General features: G+C 74.7%; 23 protein-coding genes. 10 read left to right on the forward strand and 13 right to left on the reverse strand.

All coding sequences use genetic code 11. The features are described 5' to 3' along the window. Window positions 1-29: 29 nt before the first annotated feature. Window positions 30-917 (reverse strand): SDR family NAD(P)-dependent oxidoreductase, encoded by an 888-nt coding sequence (locus tag ACFYVJ_RS19695; protein ID WP_388893040.1) that lies wholly within the window; start codon window positions 915-917, stop codon window positions 30-32. Window positions 918-1,010: 93 nt separating this feature from the next. Here ACFYVJ_RS19695 and ACFYVJ_RS19700 point away from each other — a divergent pair, with 93 nt between their 5' ends. Then, window positions 1,011-1,700 carry a TetR family transcriptional regulator gene (locus ACFYVJ_RS19700; RefSeq protein ID WP_388893042.1) on the forward strand — a complete coding sequence of 230 codons (690 nt, stop codon included), beginning with the start codon at window positions 1,011-1,013 and terminating at the stop codon, window positions 1,698-1,700. 84 nt (window positions 1,701-1,784) lie between these two features. Further along, window positions 1,785-2,708, forward strand: a complete 924-nt coding sequence (locus ACFYVJ_RS19705; protein ID WP_388893044.1) for an NADP-dependent oxidoreductase — start codon at window positions 1,785-1,787, stop codon at window positions 2,706-2,708. Window positions 2,709-2,776: 68 nt separating this feature from the next. Here the strand turns inward: ACFYVJ_RS19705 and ACFYVJ_RS19710 are convergent, their stop codons facing one another. The 5 genes from ACFYVJ_RS19710 to ACFYVJ_RS19730 form a co-directional block, all read right to left on the reverse strand. Beyond that, window positions 2,777-3,628 carry a PhzF family phenazine biosynthesis protein gene (locus ACFYVJ_RS19710; RefSeq protein ID WP_388893046.1) on the reverse strand — a complete coding sequence of 284 codons (852 nt, stop codon included), beginning with the start codon at window positions 3,626-3,628 and terminating at the stop codon, window positions 2,777-2,779. Between the two features lie 138 nt (window positions 3,629-3,766). Beyond that, a complete protein-coding gene (locus ACFYVJ_RS19715; protein WP_388893048.1) occupies window positions 3,767-4,582 on the reverse strand; it encodes an SAM-dependent methyltransferase in 816 nt (271 codons plus the stop codon). 141 nt (window positions 4,583-4,723) lie between these two features. Beyond that, window positions 4,724-5,593, reverse strand: a complete 870-nt coding sequence (locus ACFYVJ_RS19720; protein ID WP_388893050.1) for an RNA polymerase sigma-70 factor — start codon at window positions 5,591-5,593, stop codon at window positions 4,724-4,726. Continuing rightward, complete coding sequence (locus ACFYVJ_RS19725; RefSeq protein WP_388893052.1) at window positions 5,590-6,159, reverse strand: carboxymuconolactone decarboxylase family protein; 570 nt, start codon at window positions 6,157-6,159, stop codon at window positions 5,590-5,592. The genes ACFYVJ_RS19720 and ACFYVJ_RS19725 overlap by 4 nt, the downstream gene beginning before the upstream one ends. Window positions 6,160-6,300: 141 nt before the next feature. Continuing rightward, window positions 6,301-7,200 (reverse strand): hypothetical protein, encoded by a 900-nt coding sequence (locus tag ACFYVJ_RS19730; protein ID WP_388893054.1) that lies wholly within the window; start codon window positions 7,198-7,200, stop codon window positions 6,301-6,303. 70 nt (window positions 7,201-7,270) lie between these two features. Here ACFYVJ_RS19730 and ACFYVJ_RS19735 point away from each other — a divergent pair, with 70 nt between their 5' ends. Beyond that, window positions 7,271-7,912, forward strand: a complete 642-nt coding sequence (locus ACFYVJ_RS19735; protein WP_388893056.1) for a helix-turn-helix domain-containing protein — start codon at window positions 7,271-7,273, stop codon at window positions 7,910-7,912. Continuing rightward, window positions 7,909-9,168, forward strand: coding sequence for an MFS transporter (locus tag ACFYVJ_RS19740; RefSeq protein ID WP_388893058.1), 1,260 nt, complete (start codon window positions 7,909-7,911; stop codon window positions 9,166-9,168). Before ACFYVJ_RS19735 ends, ACFYVJ_RS19740 begins: the two co-directional genes overlap by 4 nt. A 48-nt stretch (window positions 9,169-9,216) precedes the next feature. Here ACFYVJ_RS19740 and ACFYVJ_RS19745 read toward each other — a convergent pair whose 3' ends face one another. Continuing rightward, window positions 9,217-10,002 carry an IclR family transcriptional regulator C-terminal domain-containing protein gene (locus tag ACFYVJ_RS19745; RefSeq protein WP_388893060.1) on the reverse strand — a complete coding sequence of 262 codons (786 nt, stop codon included), beginning with the start codon at window positions 10,000-10,002 and terminating at the stop codon, window positions 9,217-9,219. A gap of 92 nt (window positions 10,003-10,094) precedes the next feature. Here ACFYVJ_RS19745 and ACFYVJ_RS19750 point away from each other — a divergent pair, with 92 nt between their 5' ends. Continuing rightward, the gene (locus tag ACFYVJ_RS19750) at window positions 10,095-11,555 is read left to right on the forward strand and encodes an aldehyde dehydrogenase family protein (protein WP_388893062.1); all 1,461 of its coding nucleotides are present in this window, start codon (window positions 10,095-10,097) and stop codon (window positions 11,553-11,555) included. 37 nt (window positions 11,556-11,592) lie between these two features. On the opposite strand, the gene ACFYVJ_RS19755 is transcribed toward ACFYVJ_RS19750, so the two are convergent. Together ACFYVJ_RS19755 and ACFYVJ_RS19760 are read right to left on the reverse strand one after the other, a co-directional pair. Then, entirely contained in the window at window positions 11,593-12,324 is a 732-nt protein-coding gene (locus ACFYVJ_RS19755) for a CoA-transferase subunit beta (protein WP_388893301.1), read from the reverse strand. A 41-nt stretch (window positions 12,325-12,365) separates the two neighbouring features. Then, on the reverse strand, window positions 12,366-13,184 hold the full coding sequence (locus ACFYVJ_RS19760) for a CoA transferase subunit A (RefSeq protein ID WP_388893064.1): 819 nt from the start codon (window positions 13,182-13,184) through the stop codon (window positions 12,366-12,368). 152 nt (window positions 13,185-13,336) lie between these two features. Between ACFYVJ_RS19760 and ACFYVJ_RS19765 the strand changes: the two genes are divergently transcribed. Together ACFYVJ_RS19765 and ACFYVJ_RS19770 are read left to right on the forward strand one after the other, a co-directional pair. Beyond that, window positions 13,337-14,065 (forward strand): class I SAM-dependent methyltransferase, encoded by a 729-nt coding sequence (locus tag ACFYVJ_RS19765; protein WP_388893066.1) that lies wholly within the window; start codon window positions 13,337-13,339, stop codon window positions 14,063-14,065. Between the two features lie 167 nt (window positions 14,066-14,232). Continuing rightward, the gene (locus ACFYVJ_RS19770; protein ID WP_388893068.1) at window positions 14,233-15,117 is read left to right on the forward strand and encodes a helix-turn-helix domain-containing protein; all 885 of its coding nucleotides are present in this window, start codon (window positions 14,233-14,235) and stop codon (window positions 15,115-15,117) included. Between the two features lie 36 nt (window positions 15,118-15,153). Here ACFYVJ_RS19770 and rox read toward each other — a convergent pair whose 3' ends face one another. The 3 genes from rox to ACFYVJ_RS19785 form a co-directional block, all read right to left on the reverse strand. After that, window positions 15,154-16,581, reverse strand: a complete 1,428-nt coding sequence (gene rox, locus ACFYVJ_RS19775; protein WP_388893070.1) for a rifampin monooxygenase — start codon at window positions 16,579-16,581, stop codon at window positions 15,154-15,156. A gap of 171 nt (window positions 16,582-16,752) precedes the next feature. Further along, a complete protein-coding gene (locus ACFYVJ_RS19780; RefSeq protein WP_388893072.1) occupies window positions 16,753-17,742 on the reverse strand; it encodes an Acg family FMN-binding oxidoreductase in 990 nt (329 codons plus the stop codon). A 30-nt stretch (window positions 17,743-17,772) separates the two neighbouring features. Then, window positions 17,773-18,432: a TetR/AcrR family transcriptional regulator gene (locus tag ACFYVJ_RS19785; protein ID WP_388893074.1), complete on the reverse strand. Its 660-nt coding sequence runs from the start codon at window positions 18,430-18,432 to the stop codon at window positions 17,773-17,775. 76 nt (window positions 18,433-18,508) lie between these two features. On the opposite strand from ACFYVJ_RS19785, the gene ACFYVJ_RS19790 reads away from it, so the two are divergent. Beyond that, the gene (locus ACFYVJ_RS19790) at window positions 18,509-19,984 is read left to right on the forward strand and encodes a cytochrome P450 (RefSeq protein WP_388893076.1); all 1,476 of its coding nucleotides are present in this window, start codon (window positions 18,509-18,511) and stop codon (window positions 19,982-19,984) included. On the opposite strand, the gene ACFYVJ_RS19795 is transcribed toward ACFYVJ_RS19790, so the two are convergent. Further along, window positions 19,973-21,058 (reverse strand): DUF6777 domain-containing protein, encoded by a 1,086-nt coding sequence (locus ACFYVJ_RS19795; protein ID WP_388893078.1) that lies wholly within the window; start codon window positions 21,056-21,058, stop codon window positions 19,973-19,975. The genes ACFYVJ_RS19790 and ACFYVJ_RS19795 overlap by 12 nt on opposite strands. Before the next feature lie 192 nt (window positions 21,059-21,250). Between ACFYVJ_RS19795 and ACFYVJ_RS19800 the strand changes: the two genes are divergently transcribed. Beyond that, window positions 21,251-21,658, forward strand: coding sequence for a DUF1992 domain-containing protein (locus ACFYVJ_RS19800; RefSeq protein WP_388893080.1), 408 nt, complete (start codon window positions 21,251-21,253; stop codon window positions 21,656-21,658). 384 nt (window positions 21,659-22,042) lie between these two features. Further along, window positions 22,043-23,830 carry a sulfatase-like hydrolase/transferase gene (locus ACFYVJ_RS19805; protein ID WP_388893082.1) on the forward strand — a complete coding sequence of 596 codons (1,788 nt, stop codon included), beginning with the start codon at window positions 22,043-22,045 and terminating at the stop codon, window positions 23,828-23,830. The last annotated feature ends 20 nt before the right edge of the window (window positions 23,831-23,850 follow it).

Genomic DNA, 23,850 nt, shown 5'->3' on the forward strand with positions numbered 1-23,850 from the left:
CCGCGGCCTACGGCGCCTCGACCGCCGCCTCACCGCGCTGCCGTTCCGCCGGCGGCCGGCGGGAAGGCGACCGGGTAGTCCTCGCCGGCGTCGGCCGACCGGCTCACCGCCTCCCAGGCGGCGGCTTCGGCGAGTTGGCCGCGCGAGTAGTCCTGGGCCATCTCCACCGCACCGGCGCCGATGATGAGGTGCGAGGGCAGCTCGGGCTCCCTGACGAGGCGGACCAGGATGCCGCCTGCGCGGTCCGGGTCCCCCGGCGCGGTGACCCCGGAGAACAAGCGCACCATCTCGCCGACCGTCGCCTCGTACTCCGGCGTGACGTCGGGGATCCGCATCGAGGAGCCGGCCCAGTCGGTCGCGAAGCCGCCGGGCTCCACGACCACGCAGCGGATCCCGAACGGCGCCGTCTCGGCGGCCAGCACCCGGGTGAAGCCGTCGACCGCGAACTTCGCCGCCTGGTACGAGCCGAGGCCCGGGTTGCCGCCGACCCGGCCGCCGATCGAGGAGAACTGCACGATCACGCCGCCGCCCTGCGCGCGCAGGAGGGGGACGGCCGCGGTGGAGACGCGGTAGACGCCCCAGAAGTTGGTCTCGAACTGCTTGCGGAAGTCGTCCTCGGGCGTCGTCTCGACCGCCGAGGCGTTGGCATAGCCGGCGTTGTTGACGACGACGTCGATGCGGCCGAAGCGGTCCGCGCCCGCCTGGAACGCCGCCTGGACGGCCGCGGCGTCCGTGACGTCGAGCGGCACCGGGAGGGCGCGGTCGCCGTACTTCCCGACCAGGTCGGCGAGTTGCTCAGGTCTGCGGGCCGTGGCGACGACCCGGTCCCCGGCCTCCAGGGCGGCGACGGCCAGGGAGCGGCCGAAGCCGCGCGAGGAGCCGGTGATGAACCAGGTGTGGGGCTGCGTCGTCTTCATGTCCCTAGCGAAACATGGTTGCGTTAATATCGCAACACCGTTGCGTTAGATTGACCCTGGGTATCGCAACCGCGTTGCGTTAAGCTGGGGACCGTGACCGGAACCGAGTTCGTACGTGCCCGCAGCCCCGAGGCCAAGCGCGCCCGCGAGGACGCGATCCTCGCCGCGGCCGCCCGGCTGGCCACCGAGCACGGGGTCCGGGAGGTGACCGTCACCGCGATCGCGGACGCCGTCGGCATGCACAAGTCGGCGATGCTGCGCTACTTCGAGACGCGTGAGCAGATCTTCCTGCGGCTGGCGGCCGACGCCTGGCACGCCTGGTCGCAGGACGTCCGCGCCGGCCTCGCGGACGTCCCGGCCGCCGCCGCGGACGACCCGCAGTGGGACGAGAGGGCCCGCGCGATCGCCGACTTGATGGCCGGGTCCCTGGTCGGCCGCCCGCTCTTCTGCGACCTGCTCGCGCACACCGCGCTGAACCTGGAGCGCAACGTCTCGCACGACTCCGTACGGTCCTTCAAGCGGCGGGCCATCGCCGAGGTCGACTCCATAGGCACCGCGCTCAGCGCCGTCACCCCGCTCGACGCCGACCAGGCACGCAGCGTCGTGACCACGGCCACCTCCATGGCGGGAGCCCTCTGGCAGATGGCCGCTCCGGGCACGCAACTGCGCGTCTTCTACCAGACCGACCCCGAGCTCTCGCACTCCGTCGTGGAGGTGCGGCCGCGGCTGACCGACATCCTCTCCGCGCTGCTCGCCGGCTACGCGGACCGCGGCGGCCGTTGAGAGACCGCTCGTCTCCTCCGGGAGAGCACCCACTGTTCAGAGCGGGCAGTCCTCCCCGGCTGCCCGGTGAGGAGCCGGAGACCTGTGCAAGCCATCACCGTCCGCGACCGTGACGCCGGCCCGGCAGGGATGACCCTGACCGACCTGCCGCATCCGCACGCCGCCGAGAACGACGTCATCGTGAAGGTGTACGCGGCCGGGTTCACCCCCGGCGAGCTGGCCTGGCCGGGCACGTGGACCGACCGCGCCGGCCGGGACCGGACACCGAGCGTGCCGGGTCACGAGCTGTCCGGCGTGGTCGCCGAACTCGGCTACGGGACCACGGGACTCACCGTCGGGCAGCGGGTCTACGGGCTCGCCGACTGGACCCGCGACGGCGCCCTCGCCGAGTACACCGCCGTCGAGGCCCGCAACCTCGCGCCGCTGCCCGCCGACGTCGACCACGTCACCGCGGCCGCCCTGCCGATCTCCGGACTCACCGCCTGGCAGGGGCTCTTCGACCACGGCGGGCTCACCACCGGGCAGACCGTGCTCGTCCACGGCGCGGCCGGCGGCGTCGGCTCCGTCGCCGTGCAACTGGCCCGCGAGGCGGGCGCCCGGGTGGTCGGCACCGGCCGCGCCGCCGACCGGGCCGCGGCCCTGGAGCTGGGCGCCGCCGCCTTCTTCGACCTGGACTCGGAGCGGCTGGAGGACGCCGGCGAGTGCGACCTGGTCTTCGACGTCATCGGCGGCGAGATCCTCGCGCGCTCCGCCGCGCTCGTCCGCCCCGGCGGCACGCTGGTGACCATCGCCGAGCCGGTCACAGTCAGGCCCGGCGACGGCCGGGCGGTCTTCTTCGTCGTGGAACCCGACCGTCACCGCCTCACGGACCTGGCGCGGCGGCTGCGGGACGGCCGGCTCAAGCCGCGGGTCGGGAGCGTGCGGCCGCTCGCCGAGGCGGCGGCCGCGTTCACCCCCGGCCGGCGTACCCCCGGGAAGACGATCATCCGGGTCGCCGGCGACGGCTGATCCTCCTCGCCGTCCTCGGACAGCGGCCGGCTGCCGCTTCCACGTGCCGTCGAAGGGCATGACCTCGGTCAGACGGTGACGGTGCCGCGGATGCAGACCGCGGTGGTGCCGCTGACCCAGACCGTGCCGTCCGGGTCAGCGGTGATCCCGATGCCGGCGGTCCTGCCCACCCGGGTGCCCTGCGAGACGCGGTAGGCGGCGGGGGCGGCCCCGGTGCCGGTGAGCCACTGGCCGACTGCGGCGTTCATGCTGCCGCACGCGGGGTCCTCGGGCACGCCCGCGCCGGGGGCGAAGGTGCGCATCTCGTAGCGGTACGGGGAGCCCTGGGGGTACGCGCCGATGGCGCCGACCATCGCGCCCGGAATGAGCGAGAGGTCGGGTTCGAGGGCGAGGACCTCCGCGGCGGTGGCCAGTTGGAGCACGGCCCAGCCGGGCCCGTTGTCGACCCACTGGTGGGCCACGACCCGCTCGCGCGTGATGCCGAAGGCGGCGACCGTACGGTCCAGATACGCGTCGTCGAGCGCCCCCTCGCGGATCCGGGGCGGCGCGGCGAACGCCAGCGAGTCCCCTTCGTGCCGTACGGTCACCAGGCCCGCGCCGCACTCCTGCACGATGCGGCCGGCCCGCCGCGGCCGGCCGCCGCCCTCCAGCCAGGCCCGCGCCGAGCCGAGGGTGGGGTGCCCGGCGAACGGCAGCTCGTCCTGCGGGGTGAAGATGCGCAAGCGGTAGTCCGCCTCCGGGGCGGCCGGCGGCAGCACGAACGTGGTCTCGGACAGGTTCGTCCAGCGCGCCAGCCGCTGCATCTCCTCGCCGGTCAGGTCCGTCCCGTCCAGGACGACGGCAACGGGGTTGCCGCCGTACTCAGTCGCGGCGAAGACGTCGACCTGCGCGAAGGGGCGCGTACGCGGCGGCACGGTCATCGGGAGCCTTTCGCCGGGGCGGGGGTGGATCCATCCCAGCGGTATCCGCGCGGCCGGAACAGGGCCAATCACGGCACAGTGGATCGGACTTGCGCACCCCGCGCGCACGGCTCGGCCGCGCCGCCCCGGGCCGCGGCGTCAGGGCTTTCGGCCCACCGCGCAGACCCGCCAGGGCGCCACCGCGCGGTTCCGGCCCACGGCCGCGTCGTCGGGGCGCCACTGGGCGCAGGGGACGACGCCCGGTTCGAGGATCTCCAGTCCTTCGAAGTAGCCGGCGACGTCGGCGTGGGTGCGGAGCGTCTGCGGGTCCACGCTCGCCTCGTTCCACATCTGCAGTACGCCGTCCAACTCGCCGCTCACGCCCTTGACGGGGTGGGCGAGCGCCAGATAGCTGCCGGAGGGGACGGCCTCGACGAACCGGCGCACGACCTCGCGCGCCTCCGCGTCGTCGACGATGAACTGCACGATCCCCAGCATCATCACGGCGACGGGCCGGCTGAAGTCCAGCGTCTTCGCCGCCTGTTCGAGGATCGCCGCCACGTCGCGCACGTCGGCGTCGACGTAGTTGGTGGCGCCCTCCGGGCCGCTGGTGAGCAGCGCCTCGGCGTACCGCAGCACGAGCGGGTCGTTGTCGACGTAGACGACGCGGGACTCCGGCGCCTGGTCCTGCGCGACCTCGTGGGTGTTGTGGTTGGTGGGCAGTCCCGCGCCGAGGTCGAGGAACTGGCGGATCCCGGCATCGGCGGCGAAGTGGCGCACCGACCGCATCAGGAAGCCGCGATCGGCCCGCGCCGCCTCCACGACGTCGGTCACGACCTCCGCCATCTGATCGCCGACTTCACGGTCGACCTCGTAGTTGCTCTTGCCGCCCAGCCAGTAGTCCCAGACGCGCGCCGAGTGCGGCCGCTGCTGGTCCAGTGACCTGGTTCCGTCGGGTAAGTGCTGCTCGGACATGATCGGCGCTCCTCGTGCGTTCGAATACGGGCTCGACCCGCACCAGTGTGCCGCGGGAGCCGGTCCCCGTCCGGCACTCGGTACAGGAAGCCGGATTCGGCGCAAACCCGGCCCTGCGCCGCAGCGGCCGGCGTTCGTGCGTCACCTGGTGAGGCGGGCGGGGTGGTCGATGCGGGTGAGCTTGTGCGGATTGCGGACGACGTAGATGCGGGTGATCTTCCCGTCGGCCAGTTCGAGGCTCACCGCCGCCGGCTCCCCGTCGAACTCGACCCGGCCGGCGGGGGCGCCGTTGAACCAGACGGCGGCCGTCGCCAGCGCCACCCGGTTCGCGGTCGCGAGCAGCTTCGCCACCGGGTCCGCCCCCCGGATCGGGGTCAGCGCCGCGGCCACGATCCCCCCGCCGTCGGCGACCAGGACCACGTCGGGCGCCATGACCGCCAGCAGCTCCTGCAGTTCGCCGGTGTGCAGCGCGGCCAGGAACCGCTCCACCACCTCCTGCTGCTCGGACGGGCTGACCTGCACCCGCGGCCGGCGGGCCGCCACGTGCCCGCGGGCCCGCCGGGCGATCTGCCGCACGGTGGCCGCCGGCTTGCCGACGGCCTCGGCGATCTCGCCGTACGGCATGTCGAAGACCTCGCGGAGCACGAACACGGCCCGCTCGGTGGGCCCGAGCGTCTCCAGCACGGTGAGCATCGCGATCGACACGCTCTCTGCGAGCACGATGTCCTCGGCCACGTCGTGCGTGGTCAGCAGCGGCTCCGGCAGCCACTCGCCGACGTAGTCCTCGCGCCGCCGCGCCAGCGTCCGCAGCCGGTTGAGGGACTGCCGGGTGACGGTCCGCACGAGGTACGCCCGCGCGTCCCGTACGTCCGACCGGTCGGCGGCGGCCCACCGCAGCCAGGACTCCTGGAGGACGTCCTCCGCGTCCGCGGCGGAGCCGAGGATCTCGTAGGCGACGGTGAAGAGCAGGCTGCGGTGGGTGACGAACGGGTCGTCGGGCGGGATGGTCATGCCCGGCCGGCGGCTTCCGCGCGGCCGGCCAGCGGGATCTCGCACGCCTCGGAGAAGCCCTGCGAGGTGACGCCGTGCGCGGTGTTCGCCCGTGTCGACAGGTTGACGAACCCGACGAACGCGGTCAGCTCCACGAGCCCCGCGGAGCCGAGCCGCGCCAGCAGGCTCGCGGCCTGCGCGTCGGTGACGGCGGTCGGCGTCACCGACATCGCCTCCGCGTACGCCATCACCTCGCGCTCCAGCGGCGAGAACACGTCCGACTCCCGCCACCGCGGCACCTGGCTGGCCTTGGCCAGGTCCAGGTCCTCGTTCTGCGCCTGGAAGTAGCCGACGTCGAGGCACCAACTGCACCCGATCAGCGCGGCGACCGCCATGTGGGCGAACGACTTCAGGCTCGCGTCGACGGCGCGCCAGGAGGCCGCCTTCGCGGCGAACTCCAGATTGTCGACGGCCACGTCGGGGTGGTTGAACAGCACCTCCACCGGCTCGGGCAACTCGCCGAACTGCTGCACCATTGCCTCCCGCATCTCACCGGGAAGCTCCGCCCTGGGAACACGCAACGTCACGATTCTCTCCTCGCTCGAACGATCCGGTCCCCATCCAGACACCGCCCACCCCCGGGGCGTGACACCCGCGGGGCGCGCACTTCGGAAGAGCGGGCCGTGCGTACGGTGCGGGGCGGGCGGAGGCGTTGCCGGCGGCGGTGCTCATGTGCCGGATTCCAGATCCGCCACCTTCGCCGCCGCCTTGTCGGCCGCTCTGCGGGATTCGCGGGTGGCGCGGGTGGTGGCGGTCAGGGTGCGGCGGGCGTGGGTGAGGGCTTCGCGGGCCCGGGTTTCGGCCTGCTCGGCGGAGCGCAACCGGTCGGTCAGGTCGGCGACGCGGGCGGTGGCCTCTTCGAGGCGGGATTCCGCCTTGTCCCGCTGGGATTCGTCGCGGCGCAGGGCCTTGTCCCGGTCGCGGGCCTCGTGCTCGGCGGCCTTCGCCTCCTTACGGGCCCGGGTGAGCTCCTCGGCGCGCGCCTTCGCCGGGTCCTCGACGAGCTTGAGGTGGCGCTTGCGGGCCGGGCGGCGGGAGGAGGCGGGGGCCCGGGCGGTGGTCGCGGTGGTCGCGGCCGTTGCGGCCGTTGCGGTGCCCGGGAAGCCGGGGCGGGTGGTGAGGGGCTTGGCGAGGTGGCCCGCGGCCCACTCGCCGGCCGCGTCCGGGTCGGCGAGGACGGCGTGGAGGGTCGTCTCGACCTCGTGCTGTACGGCGTCGCCGACCGGCTGGCCGGCCTCGGCGGCGAGCCGGCGGGCCTCGCGGGCGAGTTCGGCGACCAGCGCGTTGCGCTGCCGGGTCAGCTCGCGCAGTTGGTCCCCCGCGAGCCGGTCCTGAGCCGCGCGCAGGCCCTCGCCGAGCCGCTGGAGCGCCTCGACCTGGTCGGGCGCGGAGCGGACCAGCAGGTTGCCGGCCCAGGCGGCGAGGGTCGGCTTGCGCAGGGCGGCGATCTGCTTGGCGAGCGCCGGGTCCTTCGCCGTACGCGCCGCGGCGACGTGCCGGCCGCGGGCGGCGACGAACTCGCCCGGCGGCAGCCCGTACAGCTCGTCCGCGACGCTCTCCAGGTCCATCCGCCCCATTCTCCTCCCGGTAGGCCCGCCCGGCTTCTAAAGAAACCTTTCTAAAGCTATCTTTAGATGCATGCCGGACCGCATCGACCTCACCGACCCCCGCGCCCTGCGCGCCTACGCCCACCCCACCCGGATGGAGCTGGTCGGCCTGCTCCGCCGGCACGGGCCGCTCACCGCCACCCGCGCCGCGGAGCTGACCGGGGAGTCCGTCGCCGGGTGCTCGTACCACCTGCGGATGCTCGCCAAGTACGGGCTCGTCGAGCAGAGCGGCGGCGGGCGGGGGCGGGAGAAGCCGTGGCGGGCCACGGCGCGTACGACGCACTGGGAGGCCGCGTACGACGACCCGGCCGCGACCGAGGCCGTCGGGGACCTGACGATGGCGCAGGTCGACGCGTACGTGCGGAAGCTGGGCGCCGCGCTCGCCGTCCGCCACCGGCTGCCGCGCGCGTGGCAGGCGGCGGAGTACTCCGGGGACTGGAGCCTGTACCTCACGCCCGAGGAGCTGACCGGGCTGACGGAGGAGATGACCCGCCTGGTGTCCCGCTACGACGACCGCTTCGAGGACCCGGCACGCCGCCCGGAGGGCGCGAGACTGGTAAGCCTGCTGCGTCTCGCCTTCGTCGACCCCCCGGACGGTGCCCCGGACCCGGCGTCCACACCGCCCCCGCCCGCCCCGGCGGAACACGCCGACCCTCCGCAGCCCCCCTCGTGATCCGCCCCGCCCTGCCCGAACTGCTCCGCGACCGCCCCTTCCGCCGCTACTGGGCCGCCCAGAGCGTCTCCCTCCTCGGCGACGAGGTCCACCGCATCGCCCTTCCCCTCGCCGCCGTACTGCTCCTCGGCGCCGGCGCCGCCGACATGGGCCTCCTGACCGCAGCCGCGCTGCTGCCCGCGCTGCTCTTCTCCCTCCCCGCCGGCGCCTGGGCCGACCGGCGGCGCAGCCGGCGCCGGGTGATGATCGCCGCCGACCTCGGCCGGATGCTCGCCGTCGCCTCCGTCCCCGTCGCGTACGCCCTCGACGCGCTGACGCTCACCCACCTGTACGCGGCGGCTTTCGCCGTCGGCACGCTCGGCGCGCTGTTCAACGTCTGCGCCGGCACCGTGTACGTCGCCCTGCTGCCCGTCGAGCGCTACGTCGAGGGCAGCTCGCTGCTCAACGGCAGCCGGGCGCTGGCGTTCACGGCCGGGCCGGGGGTCGGCGGCGGTCTCGTACAGGTCGCCACCGCGCCGTTCGCGCTGCTGCTCGACGCGCTCAGCTATCTCGTCTCCGCGCTCTTCCTCGGCCGCATCTCCCCCGCCGAACCCCCGCCCGCCGCCCGGGAGAAGAGCCGGGCCACCGCCGGCATCCGGTGGATCCTGCGGACTCCCGCGGTGCGTGCCTGCGCCGCCGCGACGGCGACGCTCAACTTCTTCAACTTCATCTTCCAGGCGCTGTTCGTGCTCTACGCGACCGGGGAACTGGGCCTCGGCCCCGGGCTCCTCGGCCTCGTGCTCGGGGCCGGCGGCGTCGGCGGCCTGCTCGGGGCGGTGCTCGCGGGCAGGATCGCGGCGCGGTACGGGGTGGGGCCCGCGATGACCGCGGGATTCGCCGGCTTCAGCGTGCCGCTCACGCTGATACCGCTGGCCGACGGGCCGACGCCGGTGGTCGCCGGGATGCTGCTGGCCGCGGAGTTCGCCTCCGCGTTCGGCGTGATGATCCTCGACATCTCGGCCAACGCCTACTTCGCCGCCGCCATCCCCGACGACCTGCGCTCCCGCGTCCTCGGTGCCTTCCAGACCGTCAACTTCGGCGTCCGGCCGCTCGGTGCGCTCGCGGGCGGGGCGCTGGGCGCCGGGCTCGGGCTGCGGCCGACGCTGTGGGTGGCGACGGCCGGGGCGGCGCTGGCGGTGCTGTGGCTGCTGCCCTCGCCGGTACCGCGCACGCGGCGGCTGCCCGGTGCGGAGGGCGGGGTGGCGGGGGCGGCGTAGCGCTCCGGTGGCCCCGCGGGGGCACGGCTCGCGTGCGGCCATCGCCGTTCACGGCCGGGTGCGGGTCACCCTCAGGTCCGCCTCGATTCTCGCGACTGCCGCCAGCAGGTGCGGCAGCAGGTCGCGGCGGACGGACTCGACCGAGTTGCGGCTTGCCGGTACGGGGATGTTGACCGCCGCGACCACCGTGCCGTCGCGGTCCCGGACCGGGGCCGCGACCGAGCGCAGGCCCTCCTCCAGCTCCTGGTCCACGATCGCGTAACCCTGCCTGCGCACCCGCGTCAGCTCCGCGCGCAGCGTCTCCGCCGAGGTGACCGTGCGCGGCGTCAGCGGGTCGAGGCGGGCGCGGTCGAGGCGGGCGTCGATCTCCGGCTGCGGGAGGTGGGCGACGATGACGCGGCCGACGGAGGTGACGTACGCGGGGAAGCGGGTGCCGACGGTGATCGAGGCGGTCATGATGCGGCTGGTGGGCACGCGGGCGACGTAGACGATGTCCTCCCCGTCCAGCACGCACAGCGAGGACGACTCGCGCACCTCGGCGACCAGCCGTTCGAGGTGCGGCTCCGCGATCTCCGGGAGCGAGAAGCTCGACAGGTAGGCGTAGCCCAGCTCCAGCACGCGCGGGGTGAGGCGGAAGAGGCGGCCGTCGCTCTGCACGTAGCCGAGGTCGGCCAGCGTGAGGAGGAAGCGGCGGGCCGCGGCGCGGGTGAGGTCGCAGGCGCGCGCGACGTCGCTCAGGGTCAGCTCGGGGTGGTCCGCGTCGAAGGCGCGGATGACCGCGAGCCCGCGGTCGAAGGACTGGACGAAATGGGGTTCCCGGCCCTGCACGTTCATATCTTGCCTCGCCGCTCGCGTCGCATCTATGTTCCCTGTGTGAATTGTCGTTCGCCTCGCGCACACGAGGTTCGGGCAGCGGAGGGGGAGCCGTGAGCGTGCACCGGGACCTCCGGATCGGCGGCAGGGACGTGCCGGCCGCTTCGGAGCGTACGACCGAGGACTTCGACCCGTACACCGGCGAGGTGTGCGCGACGGTGGCCGCCGCCGGCGCGGACGACGTGGCGCGCGCCGTGGGCGCCGCGGAGGCGGCCTTCGCCGACTGGGCCGCGACCGGGCCCGCCGCGCGCCGGCGGGTGTTCCGGCGGGCGGCGGACCTGCTGGAGTCGCGCGCCGACGAGGCGGTGGCGCTGATGGCGCGCGAGGTGGGGGCGACGGGGCCCTGGGCGCGGTTCAACGTCGGACTCGCCGCGGAGTTCCTGCGCGAGACGGCCGCCGCGATGTCCCGGCCGCACGGCGAGGTGCTGGCCACCAACGAGGAGGGCGCGCTCAGCCTCGCGTTACGCGAACCGCTCGGCGTCGTCGCCGCGTTCGCGCCCTGGAACGCGCCGCTGATCCTCGGCACCCGGGCGGTCGCCGCGGCGCTCGGCGCCGGCAACACCGTGGTGCTGAAGGCCAGCGAGCAGGCGCCGCTCTGCGGCGGGCTGTTCGTCGGCGAAGTCCTGTGCGAGGCGGGATTTCCGGACGGCGCGGTCAACGTGCTCACCAACGACCCCGAGGACGCCGCCGCCGTCGGCTCCGCGCTGATCGCGGACGAGCGGGTACGGGCCGTGAACTTCACCGGCTCCACCGAGACCGGCCGCACCGTCGGCGCGCTCGCGGCCCGGCATCTGAAGCCGGCGCTGCTGGAGCTGGGCGGGAAGAACGCGATCGTGGTGCTGGCCGACGCGGACGTCGACCACGCGGTGGACGCGGCCGCGTTCGGCGCGTTCCACAACTCGGGGCAGATCTGCATGTCCGGCGACCGTATCCTCGTCCACGCGTCGCTGGCCGCGGAGTTCACGGAGAAGCTGGCGGCGAAGGCGGCGGGGCTGCCGGCCGGGGATCCGCGGGATCCCGGCACCGTCCTCGGCCCGCTGATCAGCCCGGCGGCGGCGCGCCGGGTCGCGGCGCTGGTCGCGGACGCGGTGGCGCGCGGCGCGACGGTACGGGCGGGCGGCGGGGCCCCGGCGGGGGCGCTGTACCCGGCGACGGTCCTCACCGGGGTGCCGCAGGAGGCGGCGCTCTACGAGGAGGAGGCGTTCGGCCCGGTGGTGTCGGTGGCGGCGTTCGCGGACGACGACGAGGCCGTCGCGCTGGCCAACGCCACGAACCGGGGCCTGACATGCGGCATCCTGACGGAGAACGGCACCCACGGGCTGCGGGTGGCCCGGCGGATCCGTACGGGCATCGTGCACGTCGGCGACCAGTCCATCGCCGACGAGCCCACGGCCCCGTTCGGCGGCGTCGGCGCCAGCGGCTTCGGCCGCTTCGGCGGCCGCTGGGGCCTGGAGGCGTTCAGCAACACCCGCTGGGTCACCCTTGCCACCCGGCACCCGCACTACCCGTTCTAGGGCCGAGTCCGCCACGACGGCCGCGCGGTTGCGGGGGTCAGCTCGCTCCCGCGGACTTCAGGGCACGTAGTGCCGTCAGTTCCTGCGGTGTCGGCTCCGGCGTGGTGCGCGGCGACGGTGCCGTGCGCAGGTCCCAGCCCGTGGCCGCGCGGACGCCCGCCGGGGTGGCGCCCGGGTGGAGGTCGGTCAGCGTCAGCTCCCCCGTGTCCGGGGACGGGCGCAGGATGCCCAGGTCCGTGACGACCGCCGTGGGGCCGCGGCCGGGCAGGCCGAGGCGGGTGCGGGAGCCGGGGCCCGTGCCGTGGCCGACGGTGGTGACGAAGTCCAGGGTGCGGACGAGGCTGCGGGGGGTGTGGCGGAGCACGATGAAGACCTCGCCGCAGTGGGCCGCGATCTCCGGGGCGCCGCCCGCGCCCGGCAGGCGCAGGTCGGGGCGGCCGGGGGCGGTGCGGATGGCGGTGGTGTTGACGTTCGCGTGCCGGTCGAGCTGGGCGGCGCCGAGGAAGCCGACGTCGATGCGGCCGGGCTGCAGCCAGTAGTTGAAGAGCTCGGGTACGGAGACCACGGCGTCGGCGGTGTCGGCGAGTTCGCCGTCGCCGATGGACTGCGGCAGCCGGGTGGGCCTGGCGCCGATCGCGCCGGACTCGTAGACGAGGACGAGGCCGGGATTGGCGGTGCGGCGGGCGAGGTTGGCGGCGGTGCTGGGCAGGCCGATGCCGACGAAGCAGGTGCGGGCGCCGGCCAGCGCGCGGGCCGCGTTGACCGCCATCAGCTCGTCCGCGGTCCACGGGGGCCGCGCGCCCGGCCGCGTCACCGGGCCGCTCCACCGCCGCGTACGTGCTCCTCGAGCCAGGCGGCGAACCCGGCGCGGTCGCGGGAGAGCGCGTCCCAGTCGCGGTAGTAGGCGTTGTCGCGTACGGAGTAGCCCGCCGCGTACGACGGGTGCGCACCGCCCGGCACCTCGGCGACCGCGGTGACGGCCCAGCCCGGCAGCACGACCGCGCCGGGCCGCGGGCGCAGTTCGCCGACGATCTCCTCGACGGTCACCAGCGAGCGCCGGGCGGCGAGCACGGCTTCCTTCTGTACGCCGGTCAGCCCCCAGAACTGCACGTTGCCGGCGCGGTCCGCCTGCTGTGCGTGGATGACCGCGACATCCGGGTTGACGGCCGCCACGGCCGCCAGTTCCTCGCCGGTGAACGGGCAGGTGACGGTGGCCACCGTGGGGGTACGGGCCGCGAGCCCGGTGCCGCGGTAGCCGCGCAGGACGGCGAACGGCAGTCCCGCGGCCCCGGCGACGTAGCGGTTGGCCATCCCGGCGTGGCTGTGCTCCTCGATCTCCAGCGGCCGGGGCCAGCCGTTCTCGACAGCGTCGCGGAACCGGTGCAGCGAGCCGACGCCGGGGTTGCCGCCCCAGGAGAAGACGAGCTTGCGCGCGAGCCCGGCACCGATGAGCTGGTCGTAGACGAGGTCGGGGGTCATCCGTACCAGCGTCAGGTCGGTCGCGCCCCGGCGGATGACCTCGTGCGCCGCCGCGAACGGGATCAGATGCGTGAAGCCCTCCATCGCCACCGTGTCGCCGTCGTGCACCAGCTCGGCCACCGCGTCCCGCAGGCTCAGGATCTCCGCCATGCCACCCCGCTTCCGGGTGTGCGTCCTGCGCACGGATGTTCATCTTCGTTGGGGTCCGAGTCTGGGACCGGCCGTCCGCGCATGTCAACGGGCCCGGCACCGGGGACCGGCGCGGCGCCCGCGGGCGCGCGGCGCCACTACGCTGATCGACGATGTTCAGTCCCGAGGGCCCGACCCTTCTCGAGCTGACCGTGCAGGCGATGTCCTCCACGGAACGCGGCTACGACCTGCTGGCGCCGAAGTTCGACAGCTCGCCGTTCCGCACCCCCGACCGCGTGCTGGACGCGTTCGCCGCCGCCGTCGAGCCGCTGGGGCCGTTCGCGCACGGCCTCGACGTCTGCACCGGCACGGGCGCGGGCGCCGGGATGCTGCGGCGGGTGTGCGAGGAGCGGGTCGTCGGCGTCGACTTCAGCGCCGGGATGCTCGCCGAGGCGCGGCGCGCGTACGCCGGCGCCGCGGACCCGCCCTCGATGCGCTGGGTACGTGCGGACACCCTGGCCCTGCCCTTCGCGCCCGCCTTCGATCTCGCCGTGAGCTTCGGCGCCTTCGGCCACTTCCTGCCCCGGGAGCGCCCGGCGCTCTTCTCGCAGGTCTTCCGGTCGCTGCGCCCCGGCGGGTACTTCGCCTTCCCCGTCCCCGCGCCGCAGCCGGTCGGGTCCCGTGGATACTGGGCGCTGTGGGGGTTCGACGCCGCGATGCGGGTCCGGAACGCGCTGTGGCGCCCGCGGTTCGTGATGTATTACCGCACGTTCCGCCTGCCCGAGGTGCTGGCGGACCTGGAGCGCACCGGGTTCACCGTGGCGACGGCCGCGCTGGAGGAGCTGGGGCGGCGGCCGGACGGCAGTCCGCGCGCCCGCGCGGTGTTCGCGCGGCGCCCCTGAGCGGCGCGGGCGGCTCTGGCGGCCCGGCCGGCAGAAGAGCGTAACGGCCCCGTACCAGAGGCATATTCAACTTCAACAATCGCTTTCCCTGTACACGTTGACTCCTTCGATGCGAGACTGAAGGGCGCGACCTGATCATCCTTGGGAGCCCGATGCACGCGCCAAGCATGTCGGAGACGAATTCGCTGCCGGCCCCGTCCCGAGGCGGCCCCACCGTCCGCCGGATCATCCTCGGCAACAACCTGCGGCGGCTGCGCGAGCAGCGCGGCATCACCTTCCAGGCCGCCGCGCGCACCATCGGCGCCTCGCAGCCCAAGCTGAGCCGGCTGGAGCTGGGGAGGGGCGGCTGCAAGGAACACGACATCGCCGCCCTGCTGACGCTGTACGGGGTGGAGGACGAGGCCGAGCGCGAGCACTACCTCGCGCTGGCCCGCGGCGCCAACACCACCGGCTGGTGGCACCAGTACAGCGACGTGACGCCCGCCTGGATGGAGACGTTCCTCGGCCTCGAAGAGGCCGCCTCGCTGATCCGCTCCTACCAGGCCCAGCGGATCCCGGGACTGCTCCAGACCGCCGACTACGCGCGGGCGTTCGCGCAGGTCGCGTACCCCAACGCGGACGAGGCGGCCATAGAGCGCCACGTCGACCTGCGGCTGCGCAGGCAGCAGATCCTGGGCCACGCCGACCAGCCGGCGCGCTACTGGGTGGTCCTCGACGAGGCCGCGCTGCGCCGTCCGCTGGGCGGGCGCGCGGTGATGCGCGCGCAGATCAAGCACCTGCTGGGGATCCTGGAGCTGTCGAACATCACGGTCCAGGTCGCCCGGCTCGCCACCGGCCGCTTCGCCGCCGTGGTCAGCCCGCTGACGATCCTGCGCTTCGCGGAGCCGGACCTGCCGGACGTGGCGTACATCGAGCAACTGACCAGCGCCCTCTACCTCGACAAGCGCAACGACGTCGAGCGCTACCTGCTCACGATGGACGGCCTGTGCGCGGCGGCGGAGAAGCAGGAGTCGAGCCAGGAGATGCTGGAGCGGTTGCTCGCCGAGTACTGACGCCGGCGCCCGGAGGTCAGGCGGCACGGCCGCAGGTCAGGCGGCGGGCGCGCCGAACCACCGCGGCAGGTGGTCGAGGAGATCGTCCTGGTCGTCCCCGGCCCAGGCGACGTGCCCGTCGGGGCGGAGCAGCACGGCGGGGACGTCCAGTTCAGCCGCGGCGTCGACGACGTGGTCGACGCGGTCCGCCCAACCCGCCGCGGAGAGACGGCCGGTCCGGTCGAGCAGCAGTCCGCGGCCGGCGCGCGTCAGCTCGTACAGCCGCCCTCCGCTCAGCGCGATGTCCCGCAGCCGGCGGCCGAGCAGCGCGTGGCCCGGGCCGAGGTCGTAGCGGATGCCGATCGCCATGACCCTCTCGATCAGATACCGGTGGACCTCCTCGAAGTCCATGAGATCCGCGACCAGCCGGCGTACGGCCTGCGGCCCCGGCTCGGTGGACATCAGCTCCATCTGCGCCCGGGTGAAGTCCAGCACGCCGGCGGCCACCGGGTGGCGCTCGGCGTGATAGCTGTCCAGCAGCTCTTCCGGGGCCCAGCCGGCGATCGCCGCGGCGAGCTTCCAGCCCAGGTTGAACGCGTCCTGGACACCGAGGTTGAGCCCCTGCCCGCCCACCGGCGGGTGGATGTGCGCCGCGTCGCCGGCCAGCAGCACCCGGCCCACCCGGTACCGTTCGGCGAGCCGGGTGGCGTCGCCGAAGCGGGAGAGCCAGCGCGGGGAGTGCACGCCGAAGTCGGTGCCGGAGACGGCCCGTAGCTGCGCCTTGAACTCGTCGAAGGCGGGCGGCACCGAGCGGTCCCCGGCCACCGCCGCGGCCGGCACGCCGACGCGGTACGCCCCGTCCGCCAGGGGCATGAGGCCGAACCGGAGCTGGGTCCTGCGGACTTCGGCCATCACGGCGGTCACCGTCTCCGGCGACGCGGTCAGCTCCATCTCGCCGAGCAGGGTGTCGACCCGGCTGGGCTCGCCGGGGAAGCCGACGCCGAGCAGCTTGCGCACCGTGCTGCGGCCGCCGTCGCAGCCGACGAGGTAACGGGCGCGCAGCGGTGCGGAGCCGGCCGACTCCACGGTCACGCCGTCCTCGTCCTGGCTCAGCCCGACCACCTCGGTGCCGCGGCGGATCTCGGCGCCCACCTCGACGGCGTGCTCCTCGAGCAGCCGGTCGGTGGTGGTCTGCAGCAGGCCGAGGACGTACGCGTGCGCGCTGTCCAGGTGCTCCGGCGCCGGCTTGGCGATGCCGGCGAAGAAACCGCCGACCGGGTGCCGCGTGCCGAGCGCGAGGAACCTCTCCAGCAGCCCGCGCTGGTCCAGCACCTCGGCGCTGCGGGCGTGCAGCCCGAGTGCCCGCACGACCTTCGTCGGCTCCGGCTCCTTCTCCAGCACGACCACGCGTACGCCGTGCAGCCGCAGTTCGGCCGCCAGCATCAGCCCGGTCGGGCCGCCGCCGGCGATGATCACGTCGCTCATGAATCTCCCGTTTCCGCAGGTCCTGGCTTCGGCGGGAGATTCTGCAACAAACCGTGGGTCTTGCCGCAAGCCCCGGGGTGCGCTATACGTTGAGAGTGGCAAGGAGCGCGGTGCTCCTTGCCGTTCGCCGTTTCCAGGGCCTTCGCGTACGTGCGGGGCGGCAGCCGGTGCTCAGAGGATCTCCATGACCTCGGCCAGCGGCCGGCGCGGCGTCGTCGGGCCGCGGGGCCCGAAGCCGATGCGCAGCACCATCTGGACCTGGCCGACATCGGTCAGCGGGTCGCGGACGAGCGCACGCAGGTCGGACCACTCCAGCGCCTCGCTCGTCAGCGAGACCGCGAGCCCGGCGCGGGTGGCGGTCAGCAGCACGCGCTCCAGCGCCTGGCCCGCGCGCAGCCACTCGGCGGGGCTGTCGTGCGCGGTGCCGAGCAGGGCGATGTTCGGCGCGGACTCGAAGGGGGCGCTGGTCCGGCCCGGCGGCTCGGTACGGCCGCCGAAGTCGCGCATCGGGGCGGCGCCGCTGCGGCGCCTGGGGCCGTAGGCGTAGCCGGGGACGCCCTCGTCCGCGGTGTCGGGCCACGGGTGCGTCCAGCGGGCCAGCTCCTCGGCGCGGTCGGGCGTCTCGGCGTCGCGCACCTCGGCGTCCTGCACCAGCTCCAGCAGGGACGCCGCGTGCCAGGCGTCGGGGAAGACCAGCGTCGCGCCCTCGGTACGGGCCGCCTCGACGAGGTCCGTCAGATCGGCGGGCGGTACGGGCTTCTCCGCGAACGGCCAGCGGCTGGAGTGCCGGCGGGGGATCTGCTCCGCCAGCCCGGCGAGCGCCGCGTCGGTCTCCTCGCCGGGCTCCGCGCCGGTGAGCCGGACGGAGGCGAGCAGCAGCGGCTCGTTCGCGGCCGGGAGCAGGTCGGTCCTGGTGTGCCAGCCGGCGGCGGCCGCGGCGACCCGCAGGTTGCACAGCGCGGCGCCGCAGCCGACGTGGAGGGAGCGCCGCTCGGGGTCGGCGGCGGGCATGGCGCGGTCCAGGTCGGCGCGCATCTCGACGGTGCGGCGGCCGAGGTGGCAGCGGAAGTGCCACGGCTGGGCGTTGTGCATGGAGGGCGCGGCGGTCGCGGCGTGTACGAGTTCCGCGGCCCCGGTGGCGTCCAGTGCTCGCGCGGCCATGCTCTCCAGCCTAGGGCCGCGGGCCGCGGCTCACGAGTCGAGCGGCCGGGGGCCCGCCCCCCGCGCCCCCTCCAGCGCCCCGAGGAGCGCCCGGGTGCACACCTCCCGTACCTCCGCCCGCGACGGCTCCCCCCGCTCCAGCCAGTCCAGGACCGCCGCCGTGACGAACGCCAGCCAGCCGTGTACGGCCAGCCGCAGCGCCGCGGGCGCGGGCCCGTCGATCAGCCCGGCGGCGGCCTGGGCGTCGAGGACCGTGACGATCCGGCGCTCCTGCTCGGCGAGGAGCTGCTCGTGGATCTCGCGGATCTCCCGGTCCCCGGTGGCCGAGGCGCGGTGGAAGGCGCGCAGGCCGCGCGCGTGCTCCTCGGCGTAGCGCAGGTACGCCTCCAGCCCTTGCTGCACCTGCCGGCCGACGGGGGTGTCCGGGTCCGGCTCGGTCATGCGCAGCAGGCGCTCGCCCTCGTGCCGGATGACGGCCGCGTAGAACTGCCGCTTGGCCGGGAAGTAGTGGTACAGCAGCCCGCGTGAGACGCCGGCGCGCTCGGCGACCTCCTCGATCCACACGTCGTCGAAGGGCCGCTCGGCGAAGAGCTCGGCGCCGATCCGCAGCAACTGCCGGCGCCGCTCCTCGGTGCCCATGCGGGTGCGCGGGCGCCCCGTCTGCGCACCCCGAGCGCCGGAACCAGCCATCGCGCCACCTTACTTGACACCGGTTCGGCACTGCCGCACGCTGCTTACTGAATCGAGTTCAATAAGGGAGGGCACGATGGCGACGCCGCACTTACGCACCCGTCCCGCACCCTGGCCGGAGCTGGGCCGTATCCCCCACCCCCGCCACCGGCTGCCGGTGGTGGGTGACGTCTTCGGCCTCGACCCCGGCACGCCGGTGCAGGACTCGCTGCGGCTGGCCCGGGAGCTGGGGCCGATCTTCCGGCGCAAGATCTTCGGGCTGGAGATCGTGGTCGTCTCCGGCGCGGACCTGGTCGCGGAGCTGGCGGACGAGTCGCGGTTCACCAAGCGCGTCGTGCTCGCCGTCCACAACCTGCGCGAGGTCGCCGGCGACGGCCTGTTCACCGCGCACAGCCACGAGCCCAACTGGCAGCTCGGCCACGACATCCTCGCGCCCGCCTTCACCCGCGAGGCGATGGAGCGCTACCACCCGGTGATGCTCGCGATGGCCTCCCGGCTCACCGCCGCCTGGGACGCGCACGCCGCCGCGGGCACCGTGGCCGACGTCTCCGCCGACATGACCAAGCTGACCCTGGAGACCATCGCCCACACCGGCTTCGGCTACGACTTCGGCTCCTTCGAGCGCACCGAGCAGCACCCCTTCGTCGCCGCCATGGTCCGCTCCCTGCGCCATGCCCAGGGCAGCGACGTGCCGCGGCCGTTCAGCCCGGTGAAGAGCCGCGGTCCGGGCCGGCGCGGCGGCGCCGACGCCGCGTATCTCACCACCGTCGTCGACCGGGTCGTACGGGAGCGCACCGCGCGCGCCGACCCGGAGGCGCAGGATCTGCTCGGGCTGATGCTCAACACCCGTCATCCGCGCACCGGGGAGCGGCTGTCGCCGGAGAACATCCGCCACCAGATCCTCACATTCCTGGTCGCGGGACACGAGACGACCTCGGGCGCGCTCTCCTTCGCGCTGTACTACCTCTCCCGCCACCCCGAGGTGATGGCCCGCGCCCGCGCCGAGGTGGACCGGGTGTGGGGGCCGGCCGGGGAGCCGTCGTACCGGCAGGTGAGCAAGCTGCGCTACGTGCGCCGGGTGCTGGACGAGTCGCTGCGGATGTGGCCCACGGCGCCCGCGTTCACCCGCGCCGCGCGTACGGACACGATGCTGGGCGGCGTCCACCCGATGCGGGCGGGCGCGTGGGCGCTGGTGCTGATCCCGGCCCTGCACCGCGACCCGGCGGTCTGGGGTCCGGACGCCGACCGCTTCGACCCCGACCGCTTCCTGCCGGAGCGGGTACGGGCCCGGCCCGGGCACGTCTTCAAGCCCTTCGGCACGGGCGAACGGGCCTGCATCGGGCGCCAGTTCGCCCTGCACGAGGCGACGCTCGTGCTGGGCCTGCTGCTGCGCAGGTACGAGCTGCTCGGCGACCCCGGCTACCGGCTGGACATAGCCGAGCGGCTGACGCTGATGCCGCGCCGGTTCACGCTGGCGCCGGTGCGGCGCCGCCCCGCCGCGCCCCGGACGGCGCCGGGGCCCGCGGCGGAGCCGGCGGGGTCACCCGGCTGACGTGGCCGCGCCCGCCGACTCGCCCGCGGAGACGCGCTCGTGGTCCTCTTCCTCGTCGATGCCGCCCGGCAGCGGCGGGGCGGTGCTCGGCTCCCCGGACTCGGTGCCGGGCCCCTCGGACGGGCCCTCGGTGGTCGGCCCGGGGCTGCCCGTGGGCTCGGCGCTGGGGCTGTGGGAGCGGCTGGGCGCCGGCGGGTTGAAGTGGTCCCGCGGCGGCTGCGGCAGCTTCCGGTCCTCGCCGGGCCGCGCGCCGACGGGCCGTTCGAACCACAGGTCGGTGTTGACGTCCACGATGACGAGCCGGGACAGCGCCCCCTGCGCCGGCGTGACCACGACGGTCCGCGACGGCCGGAAGCCGCGCCAGCCCGTGCCGCCGTAGCGGTCGTGGCCGCTCAGCTTCTCCGGCGCCGTGAGCGGGCTGCCGCTCGCGCACCGCACCCGCGGTACGCCCTTGTCGTCCACCATCACGGCGGTGCCGGCCTGCAGTACCGACTGGAACGGGCTCGCCTCGCCGTCCGCGAAGCCGTGGCCGGTCAGGCGGGTGTCGGCGCGTAGCAGCACCGAGGTGAGTTCGCGCAGGAAGCCCGGCAGGTCCCCCTCGTCGACCCGCAGGGTGCGGGCGAACGCCGCCTGCTTGTCGGCGTCGCGGCCGAGGAAGGCGATCTGCTTGTCGACGTCGCAGCTCGCGACGTTCCGTACGCCGCCGTACAGCCCGGCCTTCCCGCCCGACACCGACTGGTGCCTGCTCGGCTCCGCCGGCGGGGGGCTGTCGGGCGGCGCGGCGGTGCGGGAGGGCGACGGCGCGGCGCCGTCGGGCGTCGCGGTGCTCGGGGTGAAGGGGTCGTGCCCGCGGTCCGCGACGGGCTGCAGCACCAGCTCCGCCGCCGGGTCGGCCGCGGCGGCGCTGCCCTGCCCGGGCACGGCGCAGGACGTGGCGGCGACCGAAAGAGCGAGGACGGCGACCGCGGCGCCGGCGAGGTGCGCGGAGCGCGGCAGCCGCGGCGTGGGGCGCGCGGGGCGCGAGGCACGGCGCGGCGGCAGCGGTGCACGGCGCGCGGAACGCAGACGGGGCACGTGGGTCTCCCTCTCGGGGCCGGATGGACACCTTCCGAGGCCATTGTCTGAATTGTTACCAAGGTGTGCGCAAGCTGAGAGCCGCCATCGGCGCGACGCCGCCCGCGCGCCGCGGTCACGGGCTCCGGCGCTACCGTTGAGGTGGGAGAACGGCCGATCGGCCGCCGCCGCGAGCGGAGGGGAGCAGCGCACGTGACCGAACGCAAGCCGCCGGGTGTGAGCTTCGAGTCCTGGATCGACCGGCAGATCCGGGAGGCGGCCGAGCGCGGCGAGTTCGACGACCTGCCGGGCAAGGGCAAGCCGCTCAAGGATCTCGACCGGCCGTACGACGAGCTGTGGTGGGTCAAGGCGAAGATGGCGCGCGAGCAGTTGTCCGCGCTGCCGCCCTCCCTCGCCGTACGCAAGGAGGCCGAGGCCGCGCTCGCCGCCGTGACCAGGGCGCGGAGCGAGAAGGAGGTGCGCGAGATCGTCGCGGAGGTCAACGAGAAGATCCGCGCCGCGCACCGCGCGCCCGCCGTCGGCCCGCCGCTGAAGCTCGCTCCGCTGGACGCCGACACGCTGGTACGGGAGTGGCGTGAGGGACGCGAGGGGCGCAAGTAGCGGGTACGGAGCGACCGGAGGCACGGCCTCCGCGAGCCTCCAACGCGCGCGGAGGCGTCGATCGTTGGTGGTAGTGTCCCCCTCGAAACGTCAAGCCGTACGCAAGCGCACGGGGTAGACGCAGTCCGGGGGGAACTGATCCGTAGGTCACCCCTGCGCGGCCATTCCGCCGTCCCGACCAGACGGCGCGGAAGTAGGACGCCCGGCCATACCCGGATACGGGCGTCTCACACCGCTTCCGGCCCGGATTCCGCCACGGCGGACCCGGCAGCCGGACCTGTTCACCCCGGCGGGTGACGCGGCCCGGGACACTGCGCGCCCGCCCCGCCACCGCCTCCGGACGGCGCTGCTCATCGGCACCAGTCGTCCGAGAGGGGGAGCCGGTTGACCACCCGACGGCAGTTCCTCGCCGCCTCGGCCGCGGGCATCGGCGTCGCGGCGCTGACCCCCGCCCCGCTCGCCGCCGCGCCGGGCAGCCCGCGCGGCGACCGCCCCAACATCGTGCTGATCGTCGCCGACGACCTCGGCTACGGCGAGCTGGGCTCGTACGGCCAGCAGCTCATCCGCACCCCCCACCTGGACCGGCTCGCGGAGGACGGGCTGCGGTTCACCGCGGCGTACGCCTCCGCGCCGGTGTGCGCGCCGTCGCGCGCCTCGCTGCTGACCGGCCTGCACAGCGGCCGGGCCCGGGTCCGGGAGAACCCGATGCGCGGCATCCAGCCCTCCATCGGCGACGCCGACACCACGGTCGCCGAGCTGCTGCGGGCCCGCGGCTACCGCACGGCGTGCATCGGCAAGTGGGGCTTCGGCCCCGAGGAGCCCGACCAGCACAGCCACCCCAACTACCGGGGCTTCGAGGAGTTCTACGGCTATCTGACGCACCGGCACGCGCACTACTACTTCCCGCAGTACCTCTGGCACAACAGCCGCCGCGTCCCGCTCGCGGGCAACGGGGACGGCGGGCGCGGCACGTACGCGCCCGAGCAGTTCTCCCGGCGCGCCCTGCAGTTCATCCGCAACCACGCCGAGGAGCCGTTCTTCCTCTACCTCTCCCCCAACGTGCCGCACGCCCCGAGCACGGTGCCCGACACCGGCGAGTACAGCGACACGGACTGGAAGCCGGAGGACAAGGGGCACGCCGCGCAGGTCGCGAACTTCGACCGGATGGTCGGCCAGGTGATCGAGGAGCTGTACGAGCAGCGCATCGCCGAGGACACCGTGGTGATCGTCACCAGCGACAACGGCCGGCACGAGGAGGGCGGCGTGACGCCGGCGCTCTTCCAGCGCGAGCGCGGGCTGCGCGGCTACAAGCGGAACCTGTACGAGGGCGGCATCCGGGTGCCGCTCATCGCCTGGTCCCCGTACCGCATCCGGCGCGGCGTGGTGAACCGGCCGACGCCCCACATAGACCTGCTGCCCACCCTCGCCGAGCTGGGCGGCGCCCCCGCGCCCCGGGACGTCGACGGGCTGTCCCTCGCCCCGCTGCTCACCGGCACCGGGCCCGCGCCCCGGCACGAGTTCCTGTACTGGTACCGCAACGAGCGGGCCTCCACGCCGCTGGCCCGCGCCGCCGACCACGACCGGATCGGCCGGATCTCCGAGGCGGTGCGGGCCGGCGACTGGAAGGCGGTGCGCTTCGCGCCGGGCAAGGACCGCGGGGCGCCGGACGCCCGCTGGCAGGTGGAGCTGTACAACCTGGCGGACGACCCCGCCGAGTCCGTCGACCGGGCCGCGGACCGGCCGGACATCGCCGCCCGGCTGGTACACGTCATGCGCCAGGAGTGGCGCGACACATACGACCGCGAGCCCTTCGGCGTACGCATCGGCGCCCCGCCCTACGCCGAGCCGGGCCGGGTGCTGACGGTCACCGCCACCCTGCACAACGGGTCCGGCGCCCTGTGGACCGAGCCGCGGGTGCAGTTGCAGGTCCCCGAGGGCTGGAAGGTGCGCGCCGCGACCCGCAGGCCGCGCGGCCGGCTCGCGCCGGGCGCCGAGGTGGTCACCCGCTGGCGGGTCACGCCGCCGGAGGGCGCTCCCGCGGGCCGCTGGGAGCTGAGCGCGCGGGCCGTCGCGCGGTGCGCGGGCGCGCCGCTGACGTACCGCACGCGGCAGGCGCTGCTCACCCCGCCGGCGAAGGGCGGCTACTTCGGCGACCTGCCCTGGCTGACCTGAGGGGCCCCCGCCGTACGGAC

The sequence above is a fragment of the Streptomyces sp. NPDC004134 genome, from assembly GCF_042874195.1.
GTDB lineage: Bacteria > Actinomycetota > Actinomycetes > Streptomycetales > Streptomycetaceae > Streptomyces.

Bases quoted from the DNA above. Each gene is read 5' to 3' on its own strand.
- ACFYVJ_RS19695 (WP_388893040.1), bottom strand. From the start codon at position 917: ATGAAGACGACGCAGCCCCACACCTGGTTCATCACCGGCTCCTCGCGC.
- ACFYVJ_RS19710 (WP_388893046.1), bottom strand. From the start codon at position 3,628: ATGACCGTGCCGCCGCGTACGCGCCCCTTCGCGCAGGTCGACGTCTTC.
- ACFYVJ_RS19715 (WP_388893048.1), bottom strand. From the start codon at position 4,582: ATGTCCGAGCAGCACTTACCCGACGGAACCAGGTCACTGGACCAGCAG.
- ACFYVJ_RS19720 (WP_388893050.1), bottom strand. From the start codon at position 5,593: ATGACCATCCCGCCCGACGACCCGTTCGTCACCCACCGCAGCCTGCTC.
- ACFYVJ_RS19730 (WP_388893054.1), bottom strand. From the start codon at position 7,200: ATGGACCTGGAGAGCGTCGCGGACGAGCTGTACGGGCTGCCGCCGGGC.
- ACFYVJ_RS19735 (WP_388893056.1), top strand. From the start codon at position 7,271: ATGCCGGACCGCATCGACCTCACCGACCCCCGCGCCCTGCGCGCCTAC.
- ACFYVJ_RS19745 (WP_388893060.1), bottom strand. From the start codon at position 10,002: ATGAACGTGCAGGGCCGGGAACCCCATTTCGTCCAGTCCTTCGACCGC.
- ACFYVJ_RS19755 (WP_388893301.1), bottom strand. From the start codon at position 12,324: ATGGCGGTCAACGCGGCCCGCGCGCTGGCCGGCGCCCGCACCTGCTTC.
- ACFYVJ_RS19760 (WP_388893064.1), bottom strand. From the start codon at position 13,184: ATGGCGGAGATCCTGAGCCTGCGGGACGCGGTGGCCGAGCTGGTGCAC.
- ACFYVJ_RS19765 (WP_388893066.1), top strand. From the start codon at position 13,337: ATGTTCAGTCCCGAGGGCCCGACCCTTCTCGAGCTGACCGTGCAGGCG.
- ACFYVJ_RS19770 (WP_388893068.1), top strand. From the start codon at position 14,233: ATGTCGGAGACGAATTCGCTGCCGGCCCCGTCCCGAGGCGGCCCCACC.
- rox (WP_388893070.1), bottom strand. From the start codon at position 16,581: ATGAGCGACGTGATCATCGCCGGCGGCGGCCCGACCGGGCTGATGCTG.
- ACFYVJ_RS19780 (WP_388893072.1), bottom strand. From the start codon at position 17,742: ATGGCCGCGCGAGCACTGGACGCCACCGGGGCCGCGGAACTCGTACAC.
- ACFYVJ_RS19785 (WP_388893074.1), bottom strand. From the start codon at position 18,432: ATGGCTGGTTCCGGCGCTCGGGGTGCGCAGACGGGGCGCCCGCGCACC.
- ACFYVJ_RS19790 (WP_388893076.1), top strand. From the start codon at position 18,509: ATGGCGACGCCGCACTTACGCACCCGTCCCGCACCCTGGCCGGAGCTG.